The sequence below is a fragment of the Stenotrophomonas sp. 2201_Sma genome (assembly GCF_056486685.1).
The window spans coordinates 463,097-488,319 of the sequence record NZ_CM151329.1 but is presented as its reverse complement, the minus strand read 5'-3'; the positions used below and the strand labels follow the sequence as shown (position 1 = coordinate 488,319).

26 protein-coding genes are annotated in these 25,223 nt (G+C 64.3%); 13 read left to right on the top strand and 13 right to left on the bottom strand.

Annotation, left to right across the window (positions count from 1 at the left end; all coding sequences use genetic code 11):
- Window position 1: 1 nt before the first annotated feature.
- Both ACZLIF_RS02210 and ACZLIF_RS02205 read right to left on the bottom strand, forming a co-directional pair.
- Window positions 2-1,186 carry an MFS transporter gene (locus ACZLIF_RS02210; protein WP_128988049.1) on the bottom strand — a complete coding sequence of 395 codons (1,185 nt, stop codon included), beginning with the start codon at window positions 1,184-1,186 and terminating at the stop codon, window positions 2-4.
- Entirely contained in the window at window positions 1,183-2,361 is a 1,179-nt protein-coding gene (locus ACZLIF_RS02205; RefSeq protein ID WP_128988050.1) for a serine hydrolase domain-containing protein, read from the bottom strand. Before ACZLIF_RS02205 ends, ACZLIF_RS02210 begins: the two co-directional genes overlap by 4 nt.
- 197 nt (window positions 2,362-2,558) lie before the next feature.
- Between ACZLIF_RS02205 and ACZLIF_RS02200 the strand changes: the two genes are divergently transcribed.
- Together ACZLIF_RS02200 and ACZLIF_RS02195 are read left to right on the top strand one after the other, a co-directional pair.
- Window positions 2,559-3,458, top strand: coding sequence for a LysR family transcriptional regulator (locus tag ACZLIF_RS02200; RefSeq protein ID WP_128988051.1), 900 nt, complete (start codon window positions 2,559-2,561; stop codon window positions 3,456-3,458).
- Window positions 3,459-3,621: 163 nt separating this feature from the next.
- Window positions 3,622-5,232 (top strand): ATP-binding cassette domain-containing protein, encoded by a 1,611-nt coding sequence (locus ACZLIF_RS02195; RefSeq protein WP_065182546.1) that lies wholly within the window; start codon window positions 3,622-3,624, stop codon window positions 5,230-5,232.
- Window positions 5,233-5,242: 10 nt separating this feature from the next.
- On the opposite strand, the gene ACZLIF_RS02190 is transcribed toward ACZLIF_RS02195, so the two are convergent.
- Window positions 5,243-6,568: a GTP-binding protein gene (locus tag ACZLIF_RS02190; protein WP_128988052.1), complete on the bottom strand. Its 1,326-nt coding sequence runs from the start codon at window positions 6,566-6,568 to the stop codon at window positions 5,243-5,245.
- Between the two features lie 68 nt (window positions 6,569-6,636).
- Between ACZLIF_RS02190 and ACZLIF_RS02185 the strand changes: the two genes are divergently transcribed.
- Window positions 6,637-7,014: a MerC domain-containing protein gene (locus tag ACZLIF_RS02185; RefSeq protein ID WP_053518817.1), complete on the top strand. Its 378-nt coding sequence runs from the start codon at window positions 6,637-6,639 to the stop codon at window positions 7,012-7,014.
- A gap of 24 nt (window positions 7,015-7,038) precedes the next feature.
- On the opposite strand, the gene ACZLIF_RS02180 is transcribed toward ACZLIF_RS02185, so the two are convergent.
- On the bottom strand, window positions 7,039-7,323 hold the full coding sequence (locus ACZLIF_RS02180; protein ID WP_049417302.1) for a metal-sensing transcriptional repressor: 285 nt from the start codon (window positions 7,321-7,323) through the stop codon (window positions 7,039-7,041).
- A gap of 51 nt (window positions 7,324-7,374) precedes the next feature.
- Here ACZLIF_RS02180 and dmeF point away from each other — a divergent pair, with 51 nt between their 5' ends.
- Window positions 7,375-8,349 carry a CDF family Co(II)/Ni(II) efflux transporter DmeF gene (gene dmeF, locus ACZLIF_RS02175; RefSeq protein ID WP_065182548.1) on the top strand — a complete coding sequence of 325 codons (975 nt, stop codon included), beginning with the start codon at window positions 7,375-7,377 and terminating at the stop codon, window positions 8,347-8,349.
- A gap of 27 nt (window positions 8,350-8,376) precedes the next feature.
- Here the strand turns inward: dmeF and ACZLIF_RS02170 are convergent, their stop codons facing one another.
- Window positions 8,377-8,661: a hypothetical protein gene (locus ACZLIF_RS02170; protein ID WP_065175406.1), complete on the bottom strand. Its 285-nt coding sequence runs from the start codon at window positions 8,659-8,661 to the stop codon at window positions 8,377-8,379.
- Between the two features lie 85 nt (window positions 8,662-8,746).
- On the opposite strand from ACZLIF_RS02170, the gene ACZLIF_RS02165 reads away from it, so the two are divergent.
- The 3 genes from ACZLIF_RS02165 to ACZLIF_RS02155 all read left to right on the top strand — a co-directional run bounded on the left by ACZLIF_RS02165 (window position 8,747) and on the right by ACZLIF_RS02155 (window position 10,567).
- Window positions 8,747-9,163, top strand: a complete 417-nt coding sequence (locus ACZLIF_RS02165) for a hypothetical protein (RefSeq protein ID WP_128988053.1) — start codon at window positions 8,747-8,749, stop codon at window positions 9,161-9,163.
- A 127-nt stretch (window positions 9,164-9,290) separates the two neighbouring features.
- Window positions 9,291-9,680 carry a hypothetical protein gene (locus tag ACZLIF_RS02160; protein ID WP_128988054.1) on the top strand — a complete coding sequence of 130 codons (390 nt, stop codon included), beginning with the start codon at window positions 9,291-9,293 and terminating at the stop codon, window positions 9,678-9,680.
- 44 nt (window positions 9,681-9,724) lie between these two features.
- On the top strand, window positions 9,725-10,567 hold the full coding sequence (locus tag ACZLIF_RS02155; RefSeq protein ID WP_065182578.1) for a class I SAM-dependent methyltransferase: 843 nt from the start codon (window positions 9,725-9,727) through the stop codon (window positions 10,565-10,567).
- 3 nt (window positions 10,568-10,570) lie between these two features.
- Here ACZLIF_RS02155 and ACZLIF_RS02150 read toward each other — a convergent pair whose 3' ends face one another.
- Together ACZLIF_RS02150 and ACZLIF_RS02145 are read right to left on the bottom strand one after the other, a co-directional pair.
- Window positions 10,571-11,539, bottom strand: coding sequence for a polysaccharide deacetylase family protein (locus tag ACZLIF_RS02150; RefSeq protein ID WP_128988055.1), 969 nt, complete (start codon window positions 11,537-11,539; stop codon window positions 10,571-10,573).
- 54 nt (window positions 11,540-11,593) lie between these two features.
- Window positions 11,594-12,190, bottom strand: a complete 597-nt coding sequence (locus tag ACZLIF_RS02145; RefSeq protein ID WP_227255455.1) for a hypothetical protein — start codon at window positions 12,188-12,190, stop codon at window positions 11,594-11,596.
- Window positions 12,191-12,329: 139 nt separating this feature from the next.
- On the opposite strand from ACZLIF_RS02145, the gene ACZLIF_RS02140 reads away from it, so the two are divergent.
- A complete protein-coding gene (locus tag ACZLIF_RS02140) occupies window positions 12,330-13,073 on the top strand; it encodes a hypothetical protein (RefSeq protein WP_128988056.1) in 744 nt (247 codons plus the stop codon).
- Here the strand turns inward: ACZLIF_RS02140 and ACZLIF_RS02135 are convergent.
- Both ACZLIF_RS02135 and ACZLIF_RS02130 read right to left on the bottom strand, forming a co-directional pair.
- The gene (locus ACZLIF_RS02135; protein WP_164972344.1) at window positions 13,070-13,240 is read right to left on the bottom strand and encodes a hypothetical protein; all 171 of its coding nucleotides are present in this window, start codon (window positions 13,238-13,240) and stop codon (window positions 13,070-13,072) included. The two genes, ACZLIF_RS02140 and ACZLIF_RS02135, sit on opposite strands and share 4 nt — an antisense overlap.
- A gap of 20 nt (window positions 13,241-13,260) precedes the next feature.
- Window positions 13,261-14,073 carry an alpha/beta fold hydrolase gene (locus ACZLIF_RS02130; RefSeq protein WP_128988057.1) on the bottom strand — a complete coding sequence of 271 codons (813 nt, stop codon included), beginning with the start codon at window positions 14,071-14,073 and terminating at the stop codon, window positions 13,261-13,263.
- Window positions 14,074-14,292: 219 nt separating this feature from the next.
- On the opposite strand from ACZLIF_RS02130, the gene ACZLIF_RS02125 reads away from it, so the two are divergent.
- On the top strand, window positions 14,293-14,769 hold the full coding sequence (locus tag ACZLIF_RS02125; RefSeq protein ID WP_053518805.1) for a nuclear transport factor 2 family protein: 477 nt from the start codon (window positions 14,293-14,295) through the stop codon (window positions 14,767-14,769).
- Between the two features lie 113 nt (window positions 14,770-14,882).
- On the opposite strand, the gene ACZLIF_RS02120 is transcribed toward ACZLIF_RS02125, so the two are convergent.
- Window positions 14,883-16,022: a YncE family protein gene (locus ACZLIF_RS02120; protein WP_128988058.1), complete on the bottom strand. Its 1,140-nt coding sequence runs from the start codon at window positions 16,020-16,022 to the stop codon at window positions 14,883-14,885.
- 262 nt (window positions 16,023-16,284) lie between these two features.
- Window positions 16,285-17,709, bottom strand: a complete 1,425-nt coding sequence (locus ACZLIF_RS02115) for a GAD-like domain-containing protein (RefSeq protein ID WP_241685933.1) — start codon at window positions 17,707-17,709, stop codon at window positions 16,285-16,287.
- 62 nt (window positions 17,710-17,771) lie between these two features.
- Here ACZLIF_RS02115 and ACZLIF_RS02110 point away from each other — a divergent pair, with 62 nt between their 5' ends.
- Both ACZLIF_RS02110 and ACZLIF_RS02105 read left to right on the top strand, forming a co-directional pair.
- The gene (locus tag ACZLIF_RS02110) at window positions 17,772-17,987 is read left to right on the top strand and encodes a hypothetical protein (RefSeq protein ID WP_206733962.1); all 216 of its coding nucleotides are present in this window, start codon (window positions 17,772-17,774) and stop codon (window positions 17,985-17,987) included.
- A 488-nt stretch (window positions 17,988-18,475) separates the two neighbouring features.
- Entirely contained in the window at window positions 18,476-18,844 is a 369-nt protein-coding gene (locus tag ACZLIF_RS02105) for a hypothetical protein (protein ID WP_128988061.1), read from the top strand.
- A 565-nt stretch (window positions 18,845-19,409) separates the two neighbouring features.
- Here the strand turns inward: ACZLIF_RS02105 and ACZLIF_RS02100 are convergent.
- Window positions 19,410-20,543, bottom strand: a complete 1,134-nt coding sequence (locus ACZLIF_RS02100; protein ID WP_128988062.1) for a protein NO VEIN domain-containing protein — start codon at window positions 20,541-20,543, stop codon at window positions 19,410-19,412.
- A 329-nt stretch (window positions 20,544-20,872) separates the two neighbouring features.
- On the opposite strand from ACZLIF_RS02100, the gene ACZLIF_RS02095 reads away from it, so the two are divergent.
- Both ACZLIF_RS02095 and ACZLIF_RS02090 read left to right on the top strand, forming a co-directional pair.
- Window positions 20,873-22,372 (top strand): DNA cytosine methyltransferase, encoded by a 1,500-nt coding sequence (locus ACZLIF_RS02095; RefSeq protein WP_128988064.1) that lies wholly within the window; start codon window positions 20,873-20,875, stop codon window positions 22,370-22,372.
- Between the two features lie 100 nt (window positions 22,373-22,472).
- Window positions 22,473-22,967, top strand: coding sequence for a very short patch repair endonuclease (locus ACZLIF_RS02090; RefSeq protein ID WP_128988065.1), 495 nt, complete (start codon window positions 22,473-22,475; stop codon window positions 22,965-22,967).
- 660 nt (window positions 22,968-23,627) lie between these two features.
- Here ACZLIF_RS02090 and ACZLIF_RS02085 read toward each other — a convergent pair.
- The gene (locus ACZLIF_RS02085; protein WP_128988066.1) at window positions 23,628-25,199 is read right to left on the bottom strand and encodes a DUF6119 family protein; all 1,572 of its coding nucleotides are present in this window, start codon (window positions 25,197-25,199) and stop codon (window positions 23,628-23,630) included.
- Window positions 25,200-25,223 lie beyond the last annotated feature (24 nt).

The following is a 25,223-nucleotide window of genomic DNA, read 5'->3' as shown; positions in this document are numbered from 1 at the left end:
GTTACGCCCAGGCCTTCGGGCGTGCGATCAGCCACACCGCACTTGCCGCCAGCAACAGCAGCGGCAGCCAGCCCAGATGGCGCGCGTCGCCGGACTGCAGCACCAGGCCACCGGCCACGCCGCCGGCCGCAATGGCCAGGTTCCAGCCGGTCACCAGCATCGACTGTGCAAGGTCGGCCGCCGCGCCGGCGCGCCGCGCCAGTGCCGTCTGGAACAGGGTCGGCACTGCACCGAACGCCATACCCCACACGATCGTCGCCAGCAGCAGTGCGGTCGCGCTCACCGGCCACAACAGCAGCGCCATGACGGCGGCGATGAAGCCCAGCACCGTGCTCCAGACCAGCGCATGCAGGTGGCGGTCCACACCCCAGCCAGCGATCGCGATACCGACAAGGGCCGCCATGCCGAACGCCAGCAGCAGGCGGTCCAGCCAGGCTCCCGCACCGGCCTGCAAGGCCAGAGGTTCGATGTAGGTGTACAGCACGTTGTGCGCGAGTACGTACAGCGCCATCACCAGCAAGGTGCTGCGCACGCCCGGCATGCGCCATACCGCAGCCAGCGACACACGCCGTCCGGAACCGGCTGCGGGCAGGGCCGGCAGGGCCCAGCGCGCATAGACCAGCAGCAGTACCGCCAGCACGCTCATCAGGGCGAACGCCCAGCGCCACCCGATCTGCTGGCCCAGCAGGGTGCCGGCCGGCACGCCCAGTGACAGGGCCAACGGCGATCCGATCATCGCCACCGCGATGGCCCGTCCCTGCAGCTCAGGCACCACCATGCGCGCGGCGTAACCTGCCACCAGCGACCACAGCAGGCCGCCACTGACGCCGGCCAGGAAGCGCGCCGCCAGAATCAGCGCGTAGCTGCTGCTCAACGCGGTCAGCGTATTGACCAGCACGAAGCCGGCGATCGCGGCCAGCAACAGGGGACGACGCGGCAAACGCTGGGTCAGCGCGGTCATCGGCAGCGCCGCCAGTACCGAACCCAGCGCGTACACGCTGACCAGCTGACCCACCGCCGCGTCGCTCACCCCCAGGCTGGCGCCCATCGGCCGCAGCACCCCGGCCGGCAGTGTTTCCGTCAGCAGGGTGATGAAGGCACCGCCGGCCAGCGCCAGCAGGCCGGCCCAGGGCAGGCGCGAGGCCGCACCCGCGGGTGCGGCCGCATCGATCGCGTGGCCACTCATCGTGCAGCCTCCAGATCGGCGTAGATCGCATCGCGCAGTTCATCCACGAATGCACCGTCCATGCCCTCGTACAGCGTATTGGTCAGCGCCACCACGCTCAGGCCCCGTGCCGGGTCGACGAACCAGCTGTGGCCGTAGGCACCGCCCCAGCGCCAGCTGCCTGGCGCCTGCGGCGTTGCGCCGGCAACCGCATCGCGCAGCACGGCAAATCCCAGGCCGAAGCCCCAGCCTGCCGGCTCCGGCGGTCCCGCCTCACCCACCTGCGGCGTGCCCATCTGCGCCAGCAGCGGGGCCGGCAGCAGCGCAGGCGCCTGCCCGTCGCGCAGCGCCTCGAGCACGGTTATCAGGTCGTCGGCCGTGCCGACCAGGCCCGCGCCGGCCGACGGGTAGCGGCTGGCATCGGTGGCCCGGGCCAGGCTGTACTCGATACCGACCGTTTCCGGGAACACCGGCACGACCTCGCCCTCGCGCAGGCGGTGCGGCAGCGGGTCGTCGCTGACATAGGGCGTGGCCAGGCGGCTCGCGTCGCCGGTTGCGAAGGCGGTGTCGCGCAGGCCAAGCGGCGTCGCCAGCAGGCGCTCGAACAACGCCTGCAAGGTCTCGCCCGTTGCGGCTTCGGCCACCGCCCCGGCCACGTCCACGCCCAGCGAATACATCCACTGGCTGCCCGGCGGGAACAGCAGCGGCACCTGTGCGATGCGCCGCACGTTGTCGGCCAGCGACAGCGGATTGGCATCCATGCCATCACTGACGCCGGCCCGCGCGTAGGGGCCGTGCGCATCGGCTTCCAGGAAGCGGTAGCCCAGGCCGCTGCTGTGACTGAGCAGCTGGCGCAGGCTGATGGCCGGGGTGCTGCCGTCGGCGAGCGCCGGCCGGAAATCGGGCAGCCAGCGCTGCACCGGCGCATCCAGATCAAGCACGCCCTCGGCGACCAGGCGCAGGATCACCACCGTCAGCAGAGGCTTGCTCACCGATGCCAGGCGGAACAGATGGTCACGGCGCATCGGTTCGCCGCGTTCACGGTCGGCAAGGCCGGTGGCGCTGGCGTGGCGCAGCACCCCGTGCACGCGCACCTGCACGACCGCACCGACCAGCCGGTGAGGGTGCACCTGCTGCAGCAGGCGCTGCACCGACGGCAGGGCGGGTTCAGTCACTGGGGAAAGAGCGGCATTCATGACGGCAGTCCGTGGGAGGAGAGGCCGCCACCTTAGGCAGCCTGGACGCCGGCAAAAAGCCGGTTGCCGCTCCGCGCATCATGGACCGGGGAGTCCGCAATGGGCATGATGCCCGGAACCGGAAGGCCATCATCGCGCGTCAACGCGCTGCATCACGGTGTTGCATTCCCCCCGCCGCTGCCCTGCCTGCCACGCCCATGTCCGTTCTCGACAATCTCGCCAACCTGCAGACCTTCGTGCATGCCGCCGACACCCGCAGCTTCGTCGAAACCGGGCGCCTGCAGGGCATTTCCGCCTCCGCGGCGGGCAAATGCGTGGCGCGGCTGGAACAGGCCCTGGGCGTACGCCTGTTCCACCGCAGTACGCGCAGCATCACCCTCACCGCAGAGGGCCAGCTGTTCCTGGCCCGTTGCCGGCGCATCCTCGACGAGCGCGATGCCGCGCGTACCGAACTGGCGCAACCGCATGCCACGCCCAGTGGCACCCTGCGCATCAGCCTGCCGCTGGTCGGCGACCTCACCCTGCCGCTGATGGCCGAATTCATGGCGGCGTATCCGGACATCCGCCTCGACCTGGACTTCAGTGACCGCCTGGTGGACGTGATCGAAGAAGGCTTCGACGCAGTGCTGCGCGTGGGTGAGCCCAGCGATTCGCGCATGAACGCGCGTCGGATGGGGGTGTTTCCCCGGCGTGTCGTTGCCTCGCCTGCCTATCTGCAGCGGCGTGGTACGCCCCGCACCCCGGCCGACCTGCTGCAGCACACGCTGCTGCACTACCGCTTCCCCAGCAGCGGCAAGCTGGAGCCATGGCCGATCCACTGGCCCGAAGGCGAACCCGTGCAGGAACTGCCTGTGCACATGGTCGCCAACACCATCGAAGCCCGTGTGGCCCTGGTCCTGCGCGATGTCGGCCTGGCCTTCGTGCCCGTGCATTCAGTGCGCGATACGCTGGCCGACGGGCGCCTGGTGACGGTGCTGGACGAGTACGTGCACTCCTGCGGCACCTTCCACCTGTTGTGGCCCTCGGGGCGCCACGTACTGCCGAAGCTGCGCGTGTTCATCGACTTCGTCGGCGCGCGCCTGGACACCGTGCCGTAGCCACGCCGCGGCGCGACCGTTCAGCCGCCGGCGCTATACTGGCCGCTCATTCCTCCTTGAGGCTCGCGACCGATGCGCCATTGATGCCGCCGTCTTCGAACTAGACGGCCCGACGCTTCCCGCCCCTGCGCGCAGGGGAGAACACGGCATCCATGGAGGTCGCATGACCGCACATTTCCTCACGCTCGATCGCGTGTCGTATCGACTGGCCGATGGCCGGTCGCTGTTTTCAGACCTGTCGTTTTCCTTTGAACCGGTCGCCACCGGCCTGGTCGGCGCCAACGGTGCCGGCAAGAGCGTGCTGGCGCGCCTGCTGGCGGGGCAGATCACGCCGGACAGCGGCGACGTGCACCGCAGCGGCAACGTGTTCCTGCTGCCCACGCCCGGCCACCCACCCCGTGGCAGCGTCGGCGAACTGGCCGGCGTCGGCCCGCAGCTGGCCGCACTGGCGCGGATCGAGGCTGGCAGCATCGACGAGGCCGACTTCGCCTGCATTGGCGAGCATTGGGATCTGCGCGAGCGGCTGGCACAGCACTGGCAGGCGCAACAGCTACCGGACGATCTCGATCCTGCGCAGCCGGCGGCCCGCCTCAGCGGTGGCCAGGCGATGCAGGTGGCGCTGTCCGGCGCCTGGGCCAGTGGCGCCGACTGGCTGATTCTGGACGAGCCCAGCAATCACCTCGACGCCCGCCATCGGCAGCAGCTCTACGCGCAGCTGCAGCAGTGGACCGGCGGTCTGCTGGTGATCAGCCACGACCGCGAGCTGCTATCGCACATGCAGCAGATCGTCGAGCTGGACGCGCACGGCCTGCGTCGCTACGGCGGACCCTGGCAGCACTATGCCGAGGCACGCGCCGCCGAGCGGGACGCAGCGGACGCACAGCTTGACCACGCACGTGCGCAGCACCGGCGGCAGCAACGCAGCGCGCGCGAGCAGCACGAACGCCAACAGCAGCGGCAGGCACGCGGCACACGCGAGGCGAAGCAGGCCAACCAGGCACCGATCCTGCTCGGCCGGCAGAAGCAGCGCGCAGAAGCCAGCCACGGGCGTGCGCAGCAGATCCAGAACGAGCGCCTGCAGGCCAGTGCCGCGCAGCTGCGCGCCGCTTCATCGGCCGTGCAGGCCACACCCGAGCTGGCCCTGTTTGCAGGCGAGGGCGAACGTGGCAGTACGCGCCTGCTGCAGGCGACTGATCTCGTACTGCCGTACGGTTGCAGCCTGCCGTTGCAGCTGGAGATCCGTCGCCGGCAACGCATCGCCGTGATCGGCGACAACGGCAGTGGCAAATCGACCCTGCTGCGTGTGCTGGCCGATCACCTGCCCGCCCGCAGTGGTGCCGTGCAGCGCCTGGCGCCGCTGGCCCTGCTGGACCAGCAGCTGCTGGGGTTGTGCGGTACGCGCAGCATTCTGGACAGCGTGCAGGCCGCCAACCCCGCCGCCGATCCTGGCGAGCTGCGCACGCGCCTGGCGTTGCTGGGGCTGGATGCGCAGCGCATCCAGCGTCCCGCCAGCAGCCTCAGCGACGGCGAACGGGTGAAGGGCGCACTGGCCAGCGTGCTGTATGCCGACCCGGCACCCCAGCTGCTGCTGCTCGACGAGCCCGGCAATGCCCTGGACCTGGGGGCACTGCAGGCGCTGGAACAGCTGCTGGATGCATGGCCGGGTGCGTTGATGATGGTCAGCCACGACCGTCACCTGCTGCAGGCCTTGCGGCCCACGCAGGTACTGCAGGTAACAGCAGACGGTTGGCAATGGCACGACCCACGCCCTTGAACCCCTCCCGTCAGCGCTTCCACACCGGGAACGACTGAGGCAACTGCTGCCACAGCAGCGGGCCGGCGCGGAGCTCCTGGTCATCCAGCAGGCACGCGTCCAGTTCCGCGCGCACCGCGCGTTCATCCATGTGCACGCCGATCACCACCAGCTCCTGCCGACGGTCCCCCCATAGCGGATGCCACAGCCGCGCCATCGCGGCATGCGCGGCGCGATCCGGGAAGTCCTCCACGCCCGGCAGCGGAGCGCTCCAGCAGTTGGCCTGCTGGCGCGCCCAGCCCACATCGCTGTACGGCAGGGGCGTCGGCGGCAGCAGCGGCGTGGTGTCTTCCAGGCCTGCACGTACGCGATCACGCGCGGCGTACCAGAACCCTGCGGCCTGCGTGCGCGTTGCCGCGCCAACCGCGTTCAACTCGCCCACCCAGTCCATGCGGTTGGCCAGCCAGAACCAGCCCTTGCTGCGGATCACGCCGGGCATGCCACTGCGCAACGCGCGCGCGAAACGGGCCGGATGGAACGGCCGCCGTGAACGGTAGACGAAACTGGCAATGCCGTACTCTTCGCTTTCCGGCGTGTGCTCGCCACGCAGCTCCTTCACCCAGCCCGGTGCGCGCTGCGCCCGCTCGAAGTCGAAGCGGCCGGTATCGAGCAGTTCCGTCAGCGGTACATCACCGAAGCTGGACAGCAGCAGCTTCGCATCGCGGTTGAGGCCGCGCAGCACGGCCAGCGTGTCCTGCAGCACTTCCTCCTCCACCTGGTCGAGCTTGCTGACCACGATCACGTCAGCGAACTCGACCTGCTCGCAGAGCAGGTCGACTACCCCGCGGTCGTCGTCCGGTCCCGCCTGCTGGCCACGCTCGGCCAGGCGCAGGGTCGATCCGAAGTCGGCCAGGAAGGCACTGCCGTCGACCACGGTGACCATCGTGTCCAGCCGGGCGATGTCGCTCAGGCTGAAGCCCTGCTCATCGCGCACCGCGAAGGTCGCGGCCACCGGCATCGGTTCGCCGATACCGGTGGATTCGATCAGCAGGTAGTCGTAGCGGCCGCTGTCAGCCAGCCGCCGCACTTCCTGCAGCAGGTCCTCGCGCAGCGTGCAGCAGATGCAGCCGTTGCTGAATTCCACCAGCGTCTCTTCGGTGCGGCGCAGTTCGGCGCCACCGTCGCGCACCAGCTGCGCATCGATGTTGACCTCGCTCATGTCGTTGACGATGACCGCCACGCGCAGGCCCTCGCGGTTGCGCAGGATGTGGTTGAGCAGGGTGGTCTTGCCGGCCCCCAGAAAGCCGGACAGCACGGTGACGGGCAGGCGGCGGTCGGCGCGGGAAACAGTGTTCATGTCGGAGCGGTCTGGCTGCGGGAAAGAAATGTTACTGTATAACAATTGCTGCGCAAGGAACCTCCCCCATGAAGTCCCCTTCCCCCGCACTGCTCGATGCCGGAGCCCTCGCCCTGTCGAGCCTGTGCCTGCTGCACTGCCTGGCGCTGCCCCTGCTTGCCGCCGCGTTGCCACTGTTCGGCGCCTGGGCCCAGGCCGAATGGGTGCATCTGCTGTTCGTGGCGATCGCCCTGCCGCTCACCGGCTACGCCCTGTGGCGGGCCGACCGCCGCCATCGCCTGCCCGTCATGGCCTGGACCGCGGCCGGTCTCGGCCTGGGCCTGCTGCTGGCCGGCGCGCTCGAGCTGCCTTCGCATGCCTGGGAAACGCCGCTGACCGTCACCGGCAGCCTGCTGCTGGCCGCCACCCACGTCTGGAACGCGCGGCGCCGGCACCGCCACTGCTGAGCATCGCCGACGGCCCGCCCGGCGTTACTTCCCGTAACGCCGCAACAGTTCGACCAGCACCTCGGCCTCCGCCGCCCGCTGCTGCGGGTCTTCAGCCCCGACCACATGCTCCTGCAGGTGCTCGTGCAGCAACTCCATCAACAGGCTGTGGGCTGCACCACGCACCGCCGCAACCTGCACCAGCACGTCCGCACAGTCGCCCGCTTCACCCTCGGGCCTGTCCAGCGCCTGCTCCAATGCCGCCACCTGGCCGCCAATGCGGCGCACCCGGGTCAGCAGCTGTTTTCGATTTCTGTGTACATGTGCCATGGGTAGATCGTATACCCTATGGGGGTATCAACTCCACCCGCCGGTCACTCCATGCATCTGGACACGCTCGCCGCTGCCCGTCGCCACGACCATCGCTTCGACGATGGCAATCCCCTTGCCGAACGCAACACCCGCCGCGCCCTGTGGCTGACCGTTGGCATGATGCTGGTGGAGATCATCGGCGGCTGGTGGTTCAACTCCATGGCCGTGCTGGCCGACGGCTGGCACATGAGCTCGCACGCACTCGCGCTGGGCCTTTCGGTGTTCGCCTACCGCTGTGCACGGCGCTACGCGCACGACCCGCGGTTCGCCTTCGGCACCTGGAAGATCGAGATCCTGGCGGGCTATACCAGCGCCATTGCCCTGCTGGGTGTCGCCGCGCTGATGGCCGCGCAGTCCGTGCAGCGGCTGTGGGTTCCCGCGCCGATCCATTACGACGAAGCCATCGCCATCGCCGTGGTCGGCCTGGGCGTGAATCTGCTCTGTGCGTGGTGGCTGCACGACAGCCCCGGCCACGCGCATCATGCGCATGGGCACGACCACGCGCATCATCACGGGCATCACCACGATCACGTTCATGCCCCTTCGCATGGCCACGATCTCAATCTGCGCTCGGCCTACCTGCACGTGCTGGCCGACGCGGCCACCTCGGTGCTGGCCATCGTCGCACTGCTCGGCGGCAAACTGCTGGGCCTCACCTGGCTGGACCCCGTGATGGGTCTGGTCGGCGCCGTGCTGGTCACGGTGTGGGCGGTCGGCCTGCTGCGTGACAGTGGCCGCATCCTGCTCGACGCGCAGATGGACGCACCGGTGGTGGCCGAGGTCCGCGAGGTGATCGAGCAGGGCCCATGGCCGGCACGCCTGGCCGACCTGCACGTCTGGCAAGTGGGCCGGGGCAAGTACGCGGTCAGCGCCAGCGTGGTGACCAGCGACGCCCGCCTTGATGCCGATACCGTGCGCCAGGCGCTGGCGATCCACGAGGAGCTGGTGCACGTGACGGTCGAGATCCATCACAGCCCGTCCTGATAGCGCCGAGCATCGCTCGTCCCGGCTTCAGAGCTTCAGCATCATCCGCAGCAGGTACATCAGCAACGGCAGCGCACTCAGCACCGCGCCCACGATACCGATCCAGGGCCAACGCTCGCCCCGCACCCGCGATGCCACCGCCAGCCCGCATCCCACCAGTGCCGAGCCCAGCACGCCCACCCCAAGGCCCGCGGCGATGCCATTGCCTCCCGCGGCCACCGCCGCCTGTGCCGCAAGCGTGCCTGCAGCCCACCCCACGACCAGGCCCAATCCACTGGCCACTCCGCACCACGGTGCCTTGCCCTGTGCCATTGCACGCGTCCTCTTGCCGAATTTCTGTACGGGCCACGCCCGGCTGCTGCCTACACTAGCCGCACCTGCCTCGTCGGGACATCCCATGCGCGCGCTTCGCCTGCTGCTGCCCGGTGCCCTGCTGCTGCTCACCGCCTGTGGCGGCGATGCGCGGCTGCCGTTCTCTTCCGATGCCCTGCAAGGCTGCTTTGCCACCAGCCCGCGCAAGACCGCCGATTTCCGCATCGAGCGCGAAGGCAGCCAGTACTTCGTTTCCTTCAACCGCGATGGCCAATGGCAGCGCGACCCGAACGGGCTGCACAAGGCCACCTCCAGCGAGATCAGCCGCTACTTCCGCGACGATGCGGCACAGATCGACAGCGCCTTGATCCGCATGGCCGGCGGCTTCGGCCTCTTCCACTTCAACAGCGGCGCCACGCTGAAGGGCAAGGCCAGTGACAGCGACTACATGGCACTGATGCTGATCGGTGCCGGGCCGGTGTATGCGGTGAAGTGCGATTGATCGAAGTGCAGGGATTCAAGCGGATGAGGAAAGTTTCAAATTCGATCAGGCACAACTTCGGTCACAATCGAGATGCCGGATATTGTTGAGCCTACTGTCTCCGCCACCATGAAACGGAGACTCACACATGAGCAGACGCACGCTGATGCTATGTATAGCGACGGCCATGGCTGTACCTGCGTTCGCAGAAACACCCTTGAGTGTCGACAGAACCGAGTTGGACTCCAAGGGCGAGATCATCATCGTTCGTCGTACAACGTGGCCAGACTTCGACGGAGCACACATCCAGGTTGATCAGCATCTCAAGCCAGATGGATTTGGACGCCTGATCTATCGATACAGTGACCAGTCGGAAGCCACCAAGCTCTATCATCAGGCCTTCTGCGCCTCCATGGATATGGAACCGTCTGAGGGGGAAGGGACGATTGAAGGGCCGGCAGCAGGCTGGGTATGCACTCGTGAAAATGCCCCCGGCAGTTGCGTTGGGATCCAACACCGCTCTTTCTATCCTTCATGACAGCTGCGGTACCATGCCCTCCCCCGAACCGCCCGATGCCTGCCGTGCCCCATTACACCGGCCCCCTGCTGACCCGCGACAGCGCCGACGCCCTGCGTCGCGCCCACGACAAGGGCGCGCCCGAGTGGCAGGGCTCGCTTGACCTGGGGCGCAGCCAGGACAGCGTGGGGCTGGACGCGGAAGGCTTCCATTTCCGCGGCCAGCACTACCCGTGGCCGGGCAAGCTGAAGGACCGCACGCTGTACTACTGGGAGGGCGAAGACTTCGCTCCCATCTCACGCTACAGCGGTTCACTGATCAAACTGGTGCCTACCGAGTGGGGTGCGCCGACCTTCGAAATCGACGGCATCAAGATGCTGCCCACCTCGAAGCTGTCGCCGTTCGAAGACGCACGCCGCAAGGTCGAGCTGGTTGCACCGGCAGGCAAGGCGCTGCTTGATACCTGCGGTGGGCTCGGCTACTTCGCCGCCTGCGCGCTGGAGGCCGGCGTCGGCCAGATCCGCTCGTTCGAGAAGAACGCCGACGTGATGTGGCTGCGCACGCTCAACCCGTGGTCGCCCGATCCCGACTCGGCCGCTGCCGGTGGTCGCCTGCACTTCAGCCAGGGCGACGTCTCGCAGCAGATCGAGCAGATCGCCAGCAACAGCGTCGATGCGATCCTGCATGATCCGCCGCGCTTCGGCATCGCAGGCGAACTGTATTCGCAGGTGTTCTACGACCATCTCGCCCGCGTCCTGCGCAAGGGCGGCCGCCTGTTCCACTACACCGGCGCGCCCAACAAGCTCACCAGCGGCCGCGATGTGCCGCGCGAAGTGGCCAAGCGCCTGGAAAAGGCCGGATTCAAGGCCGAGCTCGCGCTGGACGGCGTGCTGGCGGTCAAGCGCTGAGCGCTACTCCGAATCCACCTTCGCCAGCGTCATCACCCACGCCGGCACCACCGGTTCGCCGGCATAGAAGTCCTTCGGCTTGTTCTCGGCCATCGCCCAGCGATGCAGCCAGCTGGGGCCGTAGCGGCCGTTGTAGCCTTCCGCGCCGCGCGCATAGGCGGGGTCACGCATGGCTTCTTCCAGCGTGATGAAGCGGTAGCCGCGCCGCCGGGTGGCCGCCACCAGTTCGGCGAAGGTGGCCGCGTTCAGTTCATTGGCATGCATCAGCCAGACCTGCGGCAACGCATAGCCCAGCAGCGCCTGCGACTGCCGCTCGTAGTAGTCCAGCTTGTTGAGCATGTACGGCACATAGCCCTTGCGCAGCCGCGCCAGCGTAGCCTCGCGGGCTGCGGACGGCGGCTGTTCATTCATCACGTTGGCGTAGGCGAAGGCCCAGACCCATTCGCCGTTGTCCACCGTCACCGGCGCCACGCGGTACCCGTGGTCGCGGAAGAATCCGTCCATTGCCGCGCGGTCCTCGGCCGTCCGGCCCGCACGCAGATACGGATGGCGCATCCACTGTGGCCGCTGGCCGCGCTCGGCCAGCAGTGGCCGCAGCACCTGTTCGCCACGCAGGAAATCCTGCTGGAAGGCGGCTACGCCCTGCGCATTGAGGTCCATGTGCGAATAGGTGTGGTTGCCCAGCCCATAACCCACGTCGAGCCAATCGCGCAGCATCTGCACCCGCGCCGGCTGCACCTGGCCATCAACCTCCAGCTTGTTCTCGTTGACGAAGCCCACCACCGGCACATCGGCCTGGCGCAGCTGCGCCATCAACGCCGCATGGCGCGTCTGCAGATCCGCAGGCAGGATGGTGTCCACGCGCGCCCACGGCAGATCATCAATGGTCACCGCGATGCGCCGGTCCACCTCCGCGGCGTGCACCGCCAGGGACAACAGCAGCAACGGCAGGGCACACAGCCACGTACGCATGGACCATCCTTGTGTCGGCAGGAACGCCGACTGTAGCCCAGCGCGCGAGCGCCGTCAGCGCCCCTCTTCAGCAGCCGCGGCCCGCCACAGCGCAACACCGCCCACCATCGCGGCCGTCAGCAGCGCCACCAGCACCAGGGCCAGGTCATCCGGATTGCGCTGCAGCGGCGCGTGCGCGCGGGTGAAAATATGGAAGACCACTTCCTGGGCCTGCTCCAGCGGCATGCGTCCCTGCTGGGTCAGATCGACCAGACACGCCGTCGGAGACAGCCTGACCACGCTGTTCCACGCGTCTTCGTACAGATGCAGGGTCCACGCCGCCAGCGCCATGGCGCTGGCATGCAGGGCCATCAGCCCCAGCGCGGTGGTGCGCAGGGGCCGCCGCACCCGGTGCCACCAATGCACGCAGATGGCCATCGCACCCAGCAGTGCGAGCACCATGCCCGCTACCGGCAACCACCGCAGTGGCTGCCAATCATCCAGCGCGCCGGCACGCGCCATCAACACTTCGGCCATCCGCAGTCGCGCCGCGGGGTCCGGGCCACCGCAGGCAGCCGTCACCGGCTCCAGCAACAGATCCACACGGTGATGGAAATAGCCTGCGGCCAGGCCAAGGCCCAGCACGGCGACCACCTGCAGCAGAAGCAACATCAGTCCCGGGGCGCGCGTGCGGCCCTGAGGGAACGGAGTGGATGTCATCGTTACACTCGTGTCGGCGGTCTGTCATCGTAACCAAGCCGATCACGGCTGTCGGCTGGCGGATGCGACAACACGTGTGCTCGGCGGTACGATGTCCACCGAGGAAGAACCGCTGCATGGAGTGCGCTGGATGCTGACGCTGTACCTGCTGGTGCATTACGGCACCGGCCTGTTGATGATCGCAGGGGCGGCCTACGCCGTGTCGCGTGTCATCCAGACCCAGCGCGCCAAGCTGCCACCAGTCACGCAATCCCTGCTGCCTGCGGCCACACCACCGCGCCGTCGCGAACGCAAGGCACTACGGCGCCTGCAACGTCGTCATCCGCAGTGGAGCTACCCCGTTGCCGCACCGGTTCCCCGCGCGTGGTACTTCATCGGCTGCATACCGATCTTCGCCACGGCAGCGGTATGGGCCGTCGTCATGCCGGACGGCGCACGCTTCCAGGTCATGGTTGAAAGCACCCTCGGCTACCCGGCGAGCATCGCCCAGGTGCGCCTGCCCGCATCCCGGCACGCCGCGCTGTTGCAGGCGTGGCAGCCTGTCATCGCACAGGGCGCACGCACGGTCGAGATGGACTACACCATCGGCCGTCCACCGCTGGCAATCCAGTCGCGCGACGTTCTGCCGGTACAGGTACGGCAGCAGGGTGACCTGCTGCAGGCCGCGTTCGCACAGCCGATGCAGACGCACCAGCTGCAGGCCGCACTGACAGCGCGGGGCGCTCTGGCCGCGGGTGCGGTGCAGGTCCATCCACGCACGGTCGCACCTTGGCGCGAACGCGGTTGGACGCCCCTGCTCGCCCCTGCACCAGCGGGCCGCCCAACGCCGCGCTAACCGCGCGGCAGCTTGGCCGCCCACATGTTGTCGACCAGGTTCGGATAGGGTCGCCCGTTCTCCTCCGCGCGCTGCCGCGCCGCCTCCTTCTGTGCAGGCGACAGCGGCTGCGACTTCTGGCCCTTCGGGTTGGGCTTCTTCCACGGTGGCGTGCGGGTCTGGCGCATGCGACGAGTGTAGAGGCCGGTTACTGCTTGAGGAAGTTCAGCAGCGCCAGATTGAAGTCGTCGGTGTGGCTGGTGTTGCAGCCATGCGGCGCGTTCTGCAGCACCACCAGCTCGCTGCCACGTACGGCGCGATGGGTGCGCTTGCCCGAGCCCTCCAGTGGCACGGTGGCATCACTGTCGCCGTGCAGCACCAGGGTGGGGACGCTCACCTTCTGCAGATCGCGACGGAAGTCGGTGGTGGCAAACGCCTTCATGCAACCCAGCGCCGCCGCTTGGTCGGACTGGTGGCACAGCGCGATTGCCGCCTGGCGCTCGGCCTCGGTGACCATCAGCTTGCCGTTGGCGCTGAAGAAATCACGGGTGAAGCCATCGAAGAAGGCTTCGCGGTCCTGTTCCAGGCCGGCGCGCATCTCGTCCGCCTTGTCCTGGGTCAGCGGGCCCTCCGGGTTATCGTCGGTGCGCAGCAGGTAAGGGGGCACCGCAGCCGCGAACACCACACTGTGCAGGCGCGACTCGCCGTGATTGGCGATGTAGCGCGCCACCTCGCCGCCGCCCATCGAGAAACCGACCAGCGTGACCTCCTTCAGATCGCGTTGCTCGATGATGCCGGCCAGATCGGCCGCCAGCGTGTCGTAGTCATAGCCGTCGGCTGGCTTCTCGGAGCGACCGAAGCCACGCCGGTCATAGCAGATCACGCGGTAGCCCGCATCCCGCAGGATCGGCACCTGGTCCTTCCATGCCTCGGCCGAGAGCGGCCAGCCATGGATGAGGATGACCGGGCGGCCCTCGCCGCCGGTGTCTTCGATGTGCAGCCGGATGGGGGAAGCAGGCATGGGAACTCCTGGTGAAAGGATGGCACCAGCCTAGGCAGCGCCGCCTGTGGCGACCGTGAGGGAATCCGCCCGCGCCATGACATGCCCTACACGCCTGGCGCCCGGCACCCACACCCGGAATCCGGCCGTTCGTACCCGGCCGACGCGGCTTCGTCGCACCCGTGCACCGACCGCCCCCGCAGCGTGCCACTGTGCGTCCAACATCCACGGAGACGCGCCATGCTGTTCGCCCTGCCCCTGCTCGCCGCCGGCCTTGCCGCCAGCCCTGCCCCGTCCGATACCCTGCGCGAGCAGATCCGCCAGGCCGATACCCAGCTGTTCGCGGTGGCGTTCGAGGCCTGCGATGCCGATCGGGCCGCGGCGATGACCACCGAGGACATGGAGTTCTTCCATGACAAGGACGGCAAGTCGGCCAGCAGCCGCGAGGACTTCCGGCGCAGCGTGGCCCGCATGTGCGACAGCGCGCGCCAGGGCGGCTGGCGCCTGCGCCGCGAATTGGTGGACCGTTCGCTGCAGGTGTTCCCGTTGCACGACGAGCGTGCATTGGAGATGGGCGACCATCGCTTCTACGAACGCGGCAAGGACGGCGTGGAGCGGTGGGTGGGGCAGGCGCGCTTCGTGCAGGTGTGGCGACGCGTGGACGGCACCTGGCAGGTGGAGCGGGTGATCAGCTATGACCACCGCGGGGTGGATTGAGGTTGGGGGTGGCAGGCGGCGGAGGGTCCGTACCGCCACTCTGGCGCCCACCTTGCGAAATCCCATGCCTGTAGCAGGTGGCCGCGCCTTCCCAGCGCGGCCACCTCCAGCCGTTACAACTGGATGCGCGCCACGCTCTCGTTCGCGTCCTTGGCATCCTTCTCGCCGTTCTTGATGCTCACGTACAGCACGTTGTTCTTCGCATCCAGCGCCAAGCTGTTCGGGTGGGTCGGCACCGGGTAGGTGGCCACCTTCTGGTAGCTGTCACTGTTGTACGCGGTCACCGTGCCGCCGTCGCGGTTGGTTACGTACAGGCGCTTGCGCGGTGCGTCCAACAGGATGCCCAGCGGGCCGGCGTCGGTCGGAATGCTGGCCAGTTCCTTGCCGGTGGTGCGGTCGAGCACCAGCACGCGCTGGCCCGGGTGCTTGCTGGTGAAGCCCGCGCTGCTCTTGGTCATGTAGCTGCGGATCATCTCCGAGCCCTGGTCGGTCACGAACAGGCGCTTGCCGTCCGGGTGCAGTGCGATGTTCATCGGCTGCTCGGCGCTGATCTTGTGCTGGGCCACCACCGTGTTGGCGTCGGTGCCGACCACTACCAGGTCGGCCAGCAGGTTGCTGGTATACACGCGCTTGTTGGCGGCATCCAGCGCCAGGCCCGGCGCCTTGGCGTTGCCCAGACCCGGAATGGTGTTGATCACCTTCAGCGTGGTGGTATCGACCACGAACAGCACGCTGCCTTCGCTGGAATGGCCGGTCACGTACAGACGGTTGGCCGGGCTGTCGACCACCAGCTCGCGCAGGTCGTGGGTGTAGGCGGCCTTGCCGTCCTTGCCGACCTTCTTCTCCATCAGCTGCACGATGCCGATGGCCTTGTTCTGGGCAGTATCGACCACGGTTACCGAGGTATCGACGGTGTTGCCGACGTACAGGCGGTTGTGGGCGTCATCCAGCACCACGCCGAACGCCTTGCGCTCCAGCGGGATGCGGGTTTCCACGGCCAGCGTGGCCGGGTTCAGGCGCAGCACCTGCGACGGGCCGGCGTCATCGCCGAAGCCACCGGACGAGGCAACGAACACGGCGTTCTGGGTGGGGCTGTACGCGAGTTCGTACAGGCCCTTGGCGATGGCCTGGCGCTGCACGGCAGCGGGGGTGCTGGCGGCGGGCGCGTTATCGGCGAAGGCCGCCGGGGCGCCGACGCTGAGCGAGATGGCAAGGGCCAGGGCGGCCGAGCGGAAAGCGGAATGACGGAACATGCGAGCATCCTTGAAAGGGCACGGAAGGGTGTCCTGGCTCGCTGGGCCGTACGAAGACGGCCGTTCCGGCGTGTGCGCACGGAAAGGCTGGCTGGGTTAGCGGGGGGAATGGTAACAGGAGACAGGGAGGCGGGGTGGGATGCTTGTACCAGGCCAACCGCGCAATCGCTGCGAAATGCCTGTGCGCGCCCGCGTAGTGCCAGCGAGGGGGCATTCACGGCCGGCAAGGAGGCCGAGTTGCATTCACGGCCCTGGCGCCCTTCTAAGAATCCGGAGCACGGGTAGTCAACACGTCCCCGACCAAGGGTCCATATTCAATGACACCGTCCTCTCCGCGCCGATACCTGATGCCCGCCCTGCAGGCAAGCGGTGCCATATCCCAAACCCATCCCTTGAGTTGGCGACGGGTATTCTCAGGCGAATAGAGCGGCATGTTCATGCGCAACCCGTGGTCCTCGCCCAGATCGAGCGTGCACATGACAGCGCCCTCGCCGTCATGCTCTTCGTCGAGATCCGGATCGTCAACGTGAGTGATGGTCGCAAGGAGAGGTTCACCATGGATCAATGCTTGCAGCGCATGTGGCATATCCGTGAATGATGGTGCTGCGCGGCCATCGCTGGGCTCCTCTACGAATGGCACGTCCAGCGTGACGCAACGAAAGTAGTGTTCACTTCGCCCCATCACGCCACGCCCACCGATGGCGGTTGCCATGTCCGCCAACTCGTCGGCACGTAGCAGAAGGGTCGTGTCATCTGCATGCATCGCCACCAGTTCTTCATCATTGGCGTCACTGCCCAGGGAATCTTCCCGCAGGGTGACGTCGAGCGCGACAATGTCATCCCCCTCAGAATTGCTGGAAATCTCGTAGGAGCCGCTGAAAACGCGCATCTCGGTGCGCTCGAACGTCTTGTGATGAATGCGCCAGAACAGCAAGTGGTACTGGCCGCTCGGCTGCAGCGCCAGCAGCTGATGCCAGTCGATGTAGGAAGACAGATACAGCCCGGCGAGTCCCGGGCCTGTCGCAATGCCTTCGAACATGGAGCGATGTTCGACTGGCAGCGCGTCGGCTACTGTCGTCGGATCGTCGGTCTTCGACTTGGGCAAATCAACGGCATCGCGAAGGCGGCGATGCATGTCGAGCGCATCGACCTTTGCGATCCTTAGCATCTGGGCGGAGAACAGCATCTGATCGACTTCGTAAACTTCGCCGGGCGCGAGTACTCCGCACGCTTCTCTTGCGGCCCGATCCAACGCCGGTGAAATGAGCGTTTCGAGCGAGTCCTGCTCGCAGAGGAATGTGTTGAAGAAGTCATCGAGACTCCACGCCAAGTCACCCGTCTTCTTTGACATGGGATCGATGTAGGCCACATCCTCGTCAGCTTCCGTCAGTTTTCGGTAGTAGAGAAGTGTGCCGAAGGGCGTCAGCACAATGGGAATGCGCCGTACGGAGTCGGGTGGCGAGACAATCCAGCGATCAAGCACGGATTGCCATTGCCGGGGATCGATCAGCGCGAGTTGAAGGTCGCCATAGAATCCGAGACCTTTCCGGCGCCACAGATCGAGAATGCTGGCAGGAAGAACACCCTCATAGGCGGAAACAAGCTCACGGGGAGCCGAGGCAACCTGCCGCGACGGCCGGTGCGTATTGACGAAGCGATGCAGGGTGAGGTGGCGAGGAAGGACCAATGCACGTATTCCTGTCATAAGACGTATGCCCAATATCCTGCCCTCCCCGTTTGAGGATGACCATGACCAGAATCGACGCCGGATGGCTGGAAGCGTTCGACAAGGAGTTGCTACATCTGTTCGCCATCGACCATCGCAATGCCGGCATGGACGAGTATCTGCTGGCTTGCTACGCGGACCTTCCGCCACGCGAGGCGGCGCTCGCATTCGGAAGCGATTACGACTTGGAGCGCGACGACGCCTTGTGGCCTCGGCCGGGACTGGAACTCGAGCGTTAAGCTGTGTCGCAATTGCCCCGCTTTCTCTATCGGCCCTTTGTGTTGGGTGTCGCTTTTGGGGCCTTACACGACGGCAAAGCGTGCTTTCTGCTGCGCGTTCGGGCGGTAACTTAACAATGGCGGAAACCGCCGCACCACAGGGGTTCCGCCGCACTAGAGTCGTGTAACAATGCCGTAAGCGTCAGCACTTGGGGCCTCTGCCGCCCACGGTTCCTTGGCATCTCGCAGCCATGCGAGTACACCTTTGCATGCCACCTCACACAGGGTGGCGCGGGCGTCGAAAACCCGTTCATTAGCCAATGTGTTTGCGCTTGTCAGTCGGCGTCACGTTTACGTGGCGCCGGCTGGCAATCCGTTCGCGTTCCATGGCGGGCGGTGCGTGGGGGTCTACGGACCCGCCGGATTGGCTAGTGACCGGTTTTCGAGCCACGCATCGTCCCGCCACCTTCATCGATGGCGGCGCTATCTGTTCTGTACGGAGCATTGCCATGAACGAATCGAATTTCCGTTCCCTGCACGCGCAGTACGATCCGGCCAATTCCGAGCCCGAGCGCGACGCACCCACCGATCCCAACGGATTTGTCTCGACCCTGCGTCGCATTGGAAAGGGCGCGGCTGCGGATGGCCAGCCGTGGCCGGAAAGGCATCAGTTGCCTGGGCGTTGTCTTCAACTGGCGGATGCGGACTGCGCGCTGGCGGGATTGCGCGTGGTGGCAGAGTTGATGCTGGCTGCGGAGCGGACTCGGCAGAATGGAGCGCCTGAGGAGTACGTGGGGGATCGAGTTATGGAGGGGTTGAAGATGGCCTGTGTGGCGTTGACTGCGCAGGCTACTGAAAGGTTGCATGTGCGGGAGTAGCGAGGGCGATTTGCAGCACCAATCACAGTGGGGTGCGCCGCTAACGGAGCATCGTGGGCATCGACGCTTCCCCGTTGGTCATCGATCTGCAGGACTTCCAATGAAGTCACAGAGATTCGCCGTCGGGCTCGCTCTAGCGCGGATGCTCGCAATGCCTCCCCCCCCCCGCACTCACAACGGCGCTTGAACTTAGAACTTACAAGAGGGCCTACAGTGCTGAATTGACGGATGCGCGCGAGGGAATGTTGCATCTGGCTGCAACGGTCTCGGCGCTAGATTCCGGTCATTTCGGAGATGAGTTCTTCGAACTTGTGATCCAAGGTACCCCAGCTGCGCCGGTAGACAATTCCACGAGACAGCTAGTGATCGCCAGCGTCTCCGCCGAACCGCTCTTGAGGAGAGTGGCCGACCGACAAGGTGGTTTGGGGGAACGACACCTTGGTGATCGTGGCAACGGAGACGAAAGAGGGCCCGCAATTCGTTCGAAGAGCGCGCCCTCTGGTGCCGGAGGAAGTCTCGCTCCGGCCGGCTTGTCAGGTCACTGAAAAAGTAGAACCGATGTAGTTCAGAGACTTACTTCATCGTCGTCCAGCTCCGAGTTCCGCGGATAGTGAACGTCGGAGGTGAACTGAAGAATTCGCGGGTCGATGGAGATCGAATCTACCGAGATGCCAAGCGGGAGGTTTTCGAGCGCTTTCAGTATAGGGGCCAAGGCAGGTCCAACATCGTATGCCGCCCGCATCTCCGCCCCTTCCTCTGACAGTCGATAGAGGCGATATATGTCGTAGCACACACCACCTCGCACTGCTTCAATGATCTCCGCGCGCGACATATGCAGTGCGGTTTCAAATTCGCCAGTGGTCGACTTGGCATCAATCCGGCGTTCGACGCCATGCGGGGGCATTCTGAGTCGGAAGTCGTATGGTGCGATCGCATTGCTGCTCGATGTCCACTCAACGTCAGAGCACTCTCCCTCTCGTTGCAGGTCCAACAGCCAGTCGTTGAGGTACCGTTCGCCAGAGATCCCCGTTGACTGTGCGCGGTCTCGAATCTCGAGAAACTCCTCTGGAGTGAGTCCACGCCTGTTACGACGTGCGTAGAGCTTGAGGGTTGCAGCCGCGCTGCCAAGCCCGATCTCCTCGAGCAATGCGCCCTCTGCCCAGTCAGACAGTGCGTGCCGGCCGGCAACTCCACTTCGTTCCAGTACATCATGAATGAAGTGCTCATCTATGACACGCATCGAGCCGGTCACAAAGATCTGACTTAGGGCGTGGTGGAGCTGTGCGTCCTGTGGATCGGCTGCCGAAACCAGCAGCATATGGATAGCCTCCGGCACCTGATCGCCGCGGAACTCAAAAAAAGCAAAGTCGTCAGCTGCGAGACAGTTGTACCTCTGCGGATCATCGATCGGCCCATCGATGAATTCGCCGTTGAGCCTCCAGTTCTTCTGCTGCTTAAGAATCTTACGGACCAACGTGTGAGGCGCGCAGGACCCAGGGCCAGAAATCTTGAGCTCCAAGTTGTACCGAGGGTTGGGCACCGCCCCCGGCTTGGCCAGCTCAGGGAACAGGCTGTCCACCAAGACGCTTCTGTCCAGGTTGATCGCCTTCTGATTGCCGGCGGGCCGATTGATGAAATGCCAGCGGAAAACAGTCAAATCTGAAGCGGTGAGACGCTTGAGGGCTAGCTTGCGGGCCATATGTCGATGATGTTTATCCAGATGAACGCAAGTATGCCGCGTCCGGGGCAGCCTATGTGGTGCATTTATACGCAGATTGCTCCACAATGCCGCCACCGCCCCAATTTTGGCCTTGTCATGGCTCGAAGCCCTATTTCACCAGACCGCAGGTCTGTGCGGACGTCGGTGATGCTGCCCGAGGACGTCCACACCCAGGTTCAGGCCTTAGCAGACAGCCACCACGTTTCGTCCGCTTGGGTCATCCGCATGGCGGTCCAGCGCTTCCTGGATGACTGCAACAACCAATCCGAGTCACCACTTCGCCTGCCGAACGGGCAAGGGACCAATTGATGAACACTGATGTCATTCTTCGTAAGCTAGAGCGCATCGCCGCGGGCGGTAAGCCCCGCGTGCTTGATCTGTTCGCTGGCTGCGGCGGCATTTCTCTGGGCTTCGAGTCAGCGGGCTTCGAGCTACGCGCCGCGGTTGAGTTCGACCCCGACGCTGCAAGATCGCATGGCTTGAACTTCCATGGTGGCGCTGAGGCCCACAGCAAGCCGATTGATATTACCAAGACCACACCGGCCGAACTCTGCATGCAGCTTGGGCTTGGGAGCGTCGCTGACGCGTTTGACATCGTCGTCGGGGGCCCGCCGTGCCAAGCGTTCGCTCGCGTCGGTCGCTCAAAGCTGCGCGAGATCGAGGAGCATCCTGAGGCCTTCATTCACGATCCGCGAGCTCAGCTCTATAAGAAGTACCTTGAGTACGTAGATGCGTTCCAGCCCATCGCGGTTCTGATGGAGAACGTGCCCGACATGCTGAACCATGGCGGGCAGAACATCGCTGAAGAAACCTGTGAGGTGCTCGAGTCGAAGGGCTATACCTGCGGGTATACACTTCTCAATGCGGCGTTCTATGGCGTTCCACAGATGCGTGAGCGAATGTTCCTGATGGCCTACAGGCGCGAACTCAATGCAACCGTTTCGTTCCCGGAGCCGACTCACTACCTGGTCTTGCCGCCAGGCTATGAGGGTTCACGTTCTGTCGCACTGAAGACTTTGCGTAACCTTCTCGACGGAGCACACTCGTATATCACTCCGCCGGCGGCTTCTCCTAAGCTACCACCTGCCGTCACCGCAATGGATGCTCTGACTGACCTTCCAAGTATCAACGCTCGCGAGCTACTCGCGCAGGGAAAGATCGCACGTGGTGCTCGGCGCTTTGACACTCCGATTCCCTATGGCAACAAGGAACCCACCGCTTACGGAACACTGATGCGTTCGTGGGAGGGGCATGAGGCTCCTAAGCAAGGCATCTCGGACCACGTAATTCGGTACCTTCCGAGAGACTACGAGCTTTTCGCAAGAATGAATCCTGGGGATCAGTATCCCGAGGCTTACGCGCACGCTCTTGAGATGTTTCAGGAGAAGCTGGAGGCAGCCCGTGCCCGGGGCGAGAAGCTAGGAGAGAAGTCGGCGGGCTACAAGGCTCTCTGGGATTCTGTTGTCCCGCCTTACGACGCTACCAAGTTCCCAAACAAGTGGCGCAAGATGTGGGCAGATCAACCCGCGCGCACATTGATGGCGCATCTAGGGAAGGACAGCTATAGCCACATTCACTACGATAGCAGTCAGGCCCGCACAATATCAGTTCGTGAGGCGGCTCGGCTTCAGTCCTTCCCAGACGGCTTCAAGTTCAGCGGCACTATGAATCCTGCGTTCAAGCAAATCGGTAACGCTGTCCCTCCTCTGCTAGCAAAAGCAATTGCAACTGAGATGATTGGAACTCTGATAAGTTCCGTTTCCGTAATTTTCGGAGCGGCCACTCCGACTGAGCGCGTCGGTACTTAGAAAGTTCGATCGACGATGACCGTTCAGTTGAGCCTTCGATCTCTCGCACCGAGCTCACCTGGACGGTCATTTTGTTTCCCTGCACGAATCGGGAGCGGTGATGGCCGATCGCAGCACACCAGCCCAACGTAGTTTCAACATGAGTCGGATTCGCAAAGGCGACACCGACGCTGAGATGCTGCTGAGAAGAGCCCTGCATTCACTTGGATTCAGATATGCATTGCACAAGAAAGATCTTCCAGGCTCGCCGGACATTGCACTGACAAAGTACCGAACTGTTATCTTCGTGCATGGCTGCTTCTGGCATGGTCATAAGTGCTACCGTGCAAAGATCCCCACGACGAGAACGGATTTCTGGACTAAGAAGATCGAGGGCAACAGCGCGCGAGATGAACGGGTCGAAAGGATGCTCGCAATGCTAGGCTGGCGAGTGATCGTTGTATGGGAGTGCGCCCTCCGAGGCAGTAAAAAGATTGGACCTTTGGAAGTGGCCAACCGATGTGCCACGTTTCTCCACGCCACCAAGGTTATGAAGGTCGAGATTCCGACGCACTCGGTCGAGCCTCCAGCATACCTGACGGGCTCAAAAGCATGACGGATCGACACGGGCTCTGTGCCTCCCGACTTGCTGACGTTCTCAAGGCCCTTTCAGACGCCACAGTCCTGGCTCAGACCACTGTCAGGCACGCCTTATCTGCACTCGGATACTGAGCCGAGGAAAGTTGATCAGCTTCTCGATGATGCCCTCCTGAATGTCAGGATTGAACCTACCTCCGCGCAGACCCGTCTCTGAACTTGATCGCGAGGCATGGTGGAGGACCATCCTCCTTAAACCCACTGTTGGAAAGCCTGAGGCTGCTGCTGAGCAAGCCTGCTGGACCAAACGCGACTATGGGATGCAGCACGAGGCTGAGAGGCGGAAAGCAGATTCCGATCTGAGAGCACTCACACACGCAGCACTACGCGCGTGTAATGAGAAGCTGCGCCAAGCGGAAGAACATCTAACGTGTCGCGAGCGTGCAGAAGCCGGCATGAAGCAACTGTGCGAACCACTCAGGGAGGCGATTAGCCGTAAAGCATGGCTCGGCCTCAACGCCGACCATCTCCCTAAGCTCTCTATTGCATAATCACAGAAGCATGATTTTCTGCTCGACCGCTAAAGTCATCATAGCGACATAGTTCCAGAGACCACCTTCCGTGGAACAGTTCAAACTCCGGGTGATAGAGATAGATGAGCCCCCTCCCTGCGCTACTTTCAAGCGTACTCAACGCACACCTTTAGGCCATATCTCAACTTGAGCTGCGCGACAACTCTTCTTAGTGCGACGTTCGTCAGGAAGGGAATCCCTCTCTTCGCATCTACGCCGCAGATTAGAATAACAACAGTCCATTTTGACGGATCAACCTGAGAATCCACCGAGAAAATAGTCGGTTGCGGCAGCTTTGCATGGATGGCGTTGCGCATAGTCACGTCGTGCGACATGAATGCTTCGACACCAACAAGGACCTGCATCAGCAGGTGAGCGAGGCCTTGAGATCCAGCCTTCTTCCTTTTGACGTAAACGAGCATCCTGGCTCTTGGGTCGAACAGGTCGCAGGGCTCGACAGCTGTACGAGCGCCTGGAAGGATGATGTTGCTTTTGTCTAGAAGCTCCAGTGAGCTGGGAGACAGAGCCTTCACGGCATCTACATTGTAGGCACCCTCGCTTCCGCCTGTGTATTTCGGCCAAGCGACTCCGCTCCTACTCCTGTAGATACCTCTCAGTGAGACTGACAAGTCTTTGACGAATTCCTGATCGACTCTGTACCAAGTTGCGTCATGCATAACATACGTGGCACCGGAGTGCACAGTAATCCATCCGATACATCTGGCGATGGGGTAGCTGACCTTGTTGTTGACGCCCCCAACATGAACATAGATGCGTTCAACTCTTGCCACTGAATAGCTAGCAGGCTTTTTTTTGTGAGCTGCCCGCCAAGTCACCCAGTCGTCGAGGCTGGGATCATTGAATATGGCCGGTGCCGCAGTCTTACCGAGTTCCTCGAAGGAAAATCTCGGGGCAGATGAGAGGTCTAGATGCTCCGGCAGGAGAAGCATCACTTCGCCGCCGAGACTCGCACCCTGCATTTTCGCATCGAGCTTCTGTTCAAGTGCATGCACTACACTTGCCCTAGTCTCTTTCTTAAGCCTGTCGATCCACTTAAGGTCATCTGCCAGGATCTTCTTCTGACGGTACGCCCGCAGGTATAAGCGCAACACTCCTAGGAGCTCGTCTAATCCGCCAATGATGCGTCCACGGAGCGAGTCAGAACCGGCAAGGAATTCGCCGAACGCCCTCTTCCTGGGAATGCCTGCCAATCCCTTTAAGAGGTCCCGATCGACGTCTACGCCATATACGCCGATGCTTGCTGACTTCGGGGTCTGCTCAATCGCTTGCAGGTAGCTGCCTTCCATCGCCTGACGGGATACAGATCGAAGCTGGCCTTGATTCACGCAGTTGACAACGGTTCGTCGGCCAAAGTCCCGGACGACACGATCCTTGTTAACTCTCAAGTAGCCAGTTCCAAACGTTAATAGAAATGTCCGATTAGCAGCTTGGACAGCTGCGACAGCCCCTCCCCTGGCTGATAACACTTCACTAAGATCGGCTTCAGGCCAAGCCCCAGCTACAGTCATGACCCAGTCTGGTGGGGTTGGATCCTTAGGAAAGATCCAAAGATCTCCATAGTCGCCGGTTATTGAGCTCGGCAACGGGGTTCCTGCTTCGGGGGCCACTACATCTGCCGCGGCACAGCCATCTTCGACCAGATAGATACAGAACTCCATTTCTGATCCCTTCCTATTGTTTTC

What these genes read in the sequence shown, in the direction of transcription:
- ACZLIF_RS02145 (WP_227255455.1), bottom strand. Translation starts at nt 12,190, where the DNA reads ATGTTGCTTCTGCTGCAGGTGGTCGCCGTGCTGGGCCTTGGCCTGGCC.
- ACZLIF_RS02160 (WP_128988054.1), top strand. Translation starts at nt 9,291, where the DNA reads ATGAGCAGACGCACGCTGATGCTATGTATAGCGACGGCCATGGCTGTA.
- ACZLIF_RS02180 (WP_049417302.1), bottom strand. Translation starts at nt 7,323, where the DNA reads ATGGCACATGTACACAGAAATCGAAAACAGCTGCTGACCCGGGTGCGC.
- ACZLIF_RS02140 (WP_128988056.1), top strand. Translation starts at nt 12,330, where the DNA reads ATGTCCACCGAGGAAGAACCGCTGCATGGAGTGCGCTGGATGCTGACG.
- dmeF (WP_065182548.1), top strand. Translation starts at nt 7,375, where the DNA reads ATGCATCTGGACACGCTCGCCGCTGCCCGTCGCCACGACCATCGCTTC.
- ACZLIF_RS02185 (WP_053518817.1), top strand. Translation starts at nt 6,637, where the DNA reads ATGAAGTCCCCTTCCCCCGCACTGCTCGATGCCGGAGCCCTCGCCCTG.
- ACZLIF_RS02120 (WP_128988058.1), bottom strand. Translation starts at nt 16,022, where the DNA reads ATGTTCCGTCATTCCGCTTTCCGCTCGGCCGCCCTGGCCCTTGCCATC.
- ACZLIF_RS02100 (WP_128988062.1), bottom strand. Translation starts at nt 20,543, where the DNA reads ATGGCCCGCAAGCTAGCCCTCAAGCGTCTCACCGCTTCAGATTTGACT.
- ACZLIF_RS02190 (WP_128988052.1), bottom strand. Translation starts at nt 6,568, where the DNA reads ATGAACACTGTTTCCCGCGCCGACCGCCGCCTGCCCGTCACCGTGCTG.
- ACZLIF_RS02150 (WP_128988055.1), bottom strand. Translation starts at nt 11,539, where the DNA reads ATGCGTACGTGGCTGTGTGCCCTGCCGTTGCTGCTGTTGTCCCTGGCG.
- ACZLIF_RS02105 (WP_128988061.1), top strand. Translation starts at nt 18,476, where the DNA reads ATGAACGAATCGAATTTCCGTTCCCTGCACGCGCAGTACGATCCGGCC.
- ACZLIF_RS02135 (WP_164972344.1), bottom strand. Translation starts at nt 13,240, where the DNA reads ATGCGCCAGACCCGCACGCCACCGTGGAAGAAGCCCAACCCGAAGGGC.
- ACZLIF_RS02210 (WP_128988049.1), bottom strand. Translation starts at nt 1,186, where the DNA reads ATGAGTGGCCACGCGATCGATGCGGCCGCACCCGCGGGTGCGGCCTCG.
- ACZLIF_RS02205 (WP_128988050.1), bottom strand. Translation starts at nt 2,361, where the DNA reads ATGAATGCCGCTCTTTCCCCAGTGACTGAACCCGCCCTGCCGTCGGTG.
- ACZLIF_RS02165 (WP_128988053.1), top strand. Translation starts at nt 8,747, where the DNA reads ATGCGCGCGCTTCGCCTGCTGCTGCCCGGTGCCCTGCTGCTGCTCACC.
- ACZLIF_RS02200 (WP_128988051.1), top strand. Translation starts at nt 2,559, where the DNA reads ATGTCCGTTCTCGACAATCTCGCCAACCTGCAGACCTTCGTGCATGCC.
- ACZLIF_RS02130 (WP_128988057.1), bottom strand. Translation starts at nt 14,073, where the DNA reads ATGCCTGCTTCCCCCATCCGGCTGCACATCGAAGACACCGGCGGCGAG.
- ACZLIF_RS02170 (WP_065175406.1), bottom strand. Translation starts at nt 8,661, where the DNA reads ATGGCACAGGGCAAGGCACCGTGGTGCGGAGTGGCCAGTGGATTGGGC.
- ACZLIF_RS02125 (WP_053518805.1), top strand. Translation starts at nt 14,293, where the DNA reads ATGCTGTTCGCCCTGCCCCTGCTCGCCGCCGGCCTTGCCGCCAGCCCT.
- ACZLIF_RS02095 (WP_128988064.1), top strand. Translation starts at nt 20,873, where the DNA reads ATGAACACTGATGTCATTCTTCGTAAGCTAGAGCGCATCGCCGCGGGC.
- ACZLIF_RS02195 (WP_065182546.1), top strand. Translation starts at nt 3,622, where the DNA reads ATGACCGCACATTTCCTCACGCTCGATCGCGTGTCGTATCGACTGGCC.
- ACZLIF_RS02110 (WP_206733962.1), top strand. Translation starts at nt 17,772, where the DNA reads ATGACCAGAATCGACGCCGGATGGCTGGAAGCGTTCGACAAGGAGTTG.
- ACZLIF_RS02085 (WP_128988066.1), bottom strand. Translation starts at nt 25,199, where the DNA reads ATGGAGTTCTGTATCTATCTGGTCGAAGATGGCTGTGCCGCGGCAGAT.
- ACZLIF_RS02090 (WP_128988065.1), top strand. Translation starts at nt 22,473, where the DNA reads ATGGCCGATCGCAGCACACCAGCCCAACGTAGTTTCAACATGAGTCGG.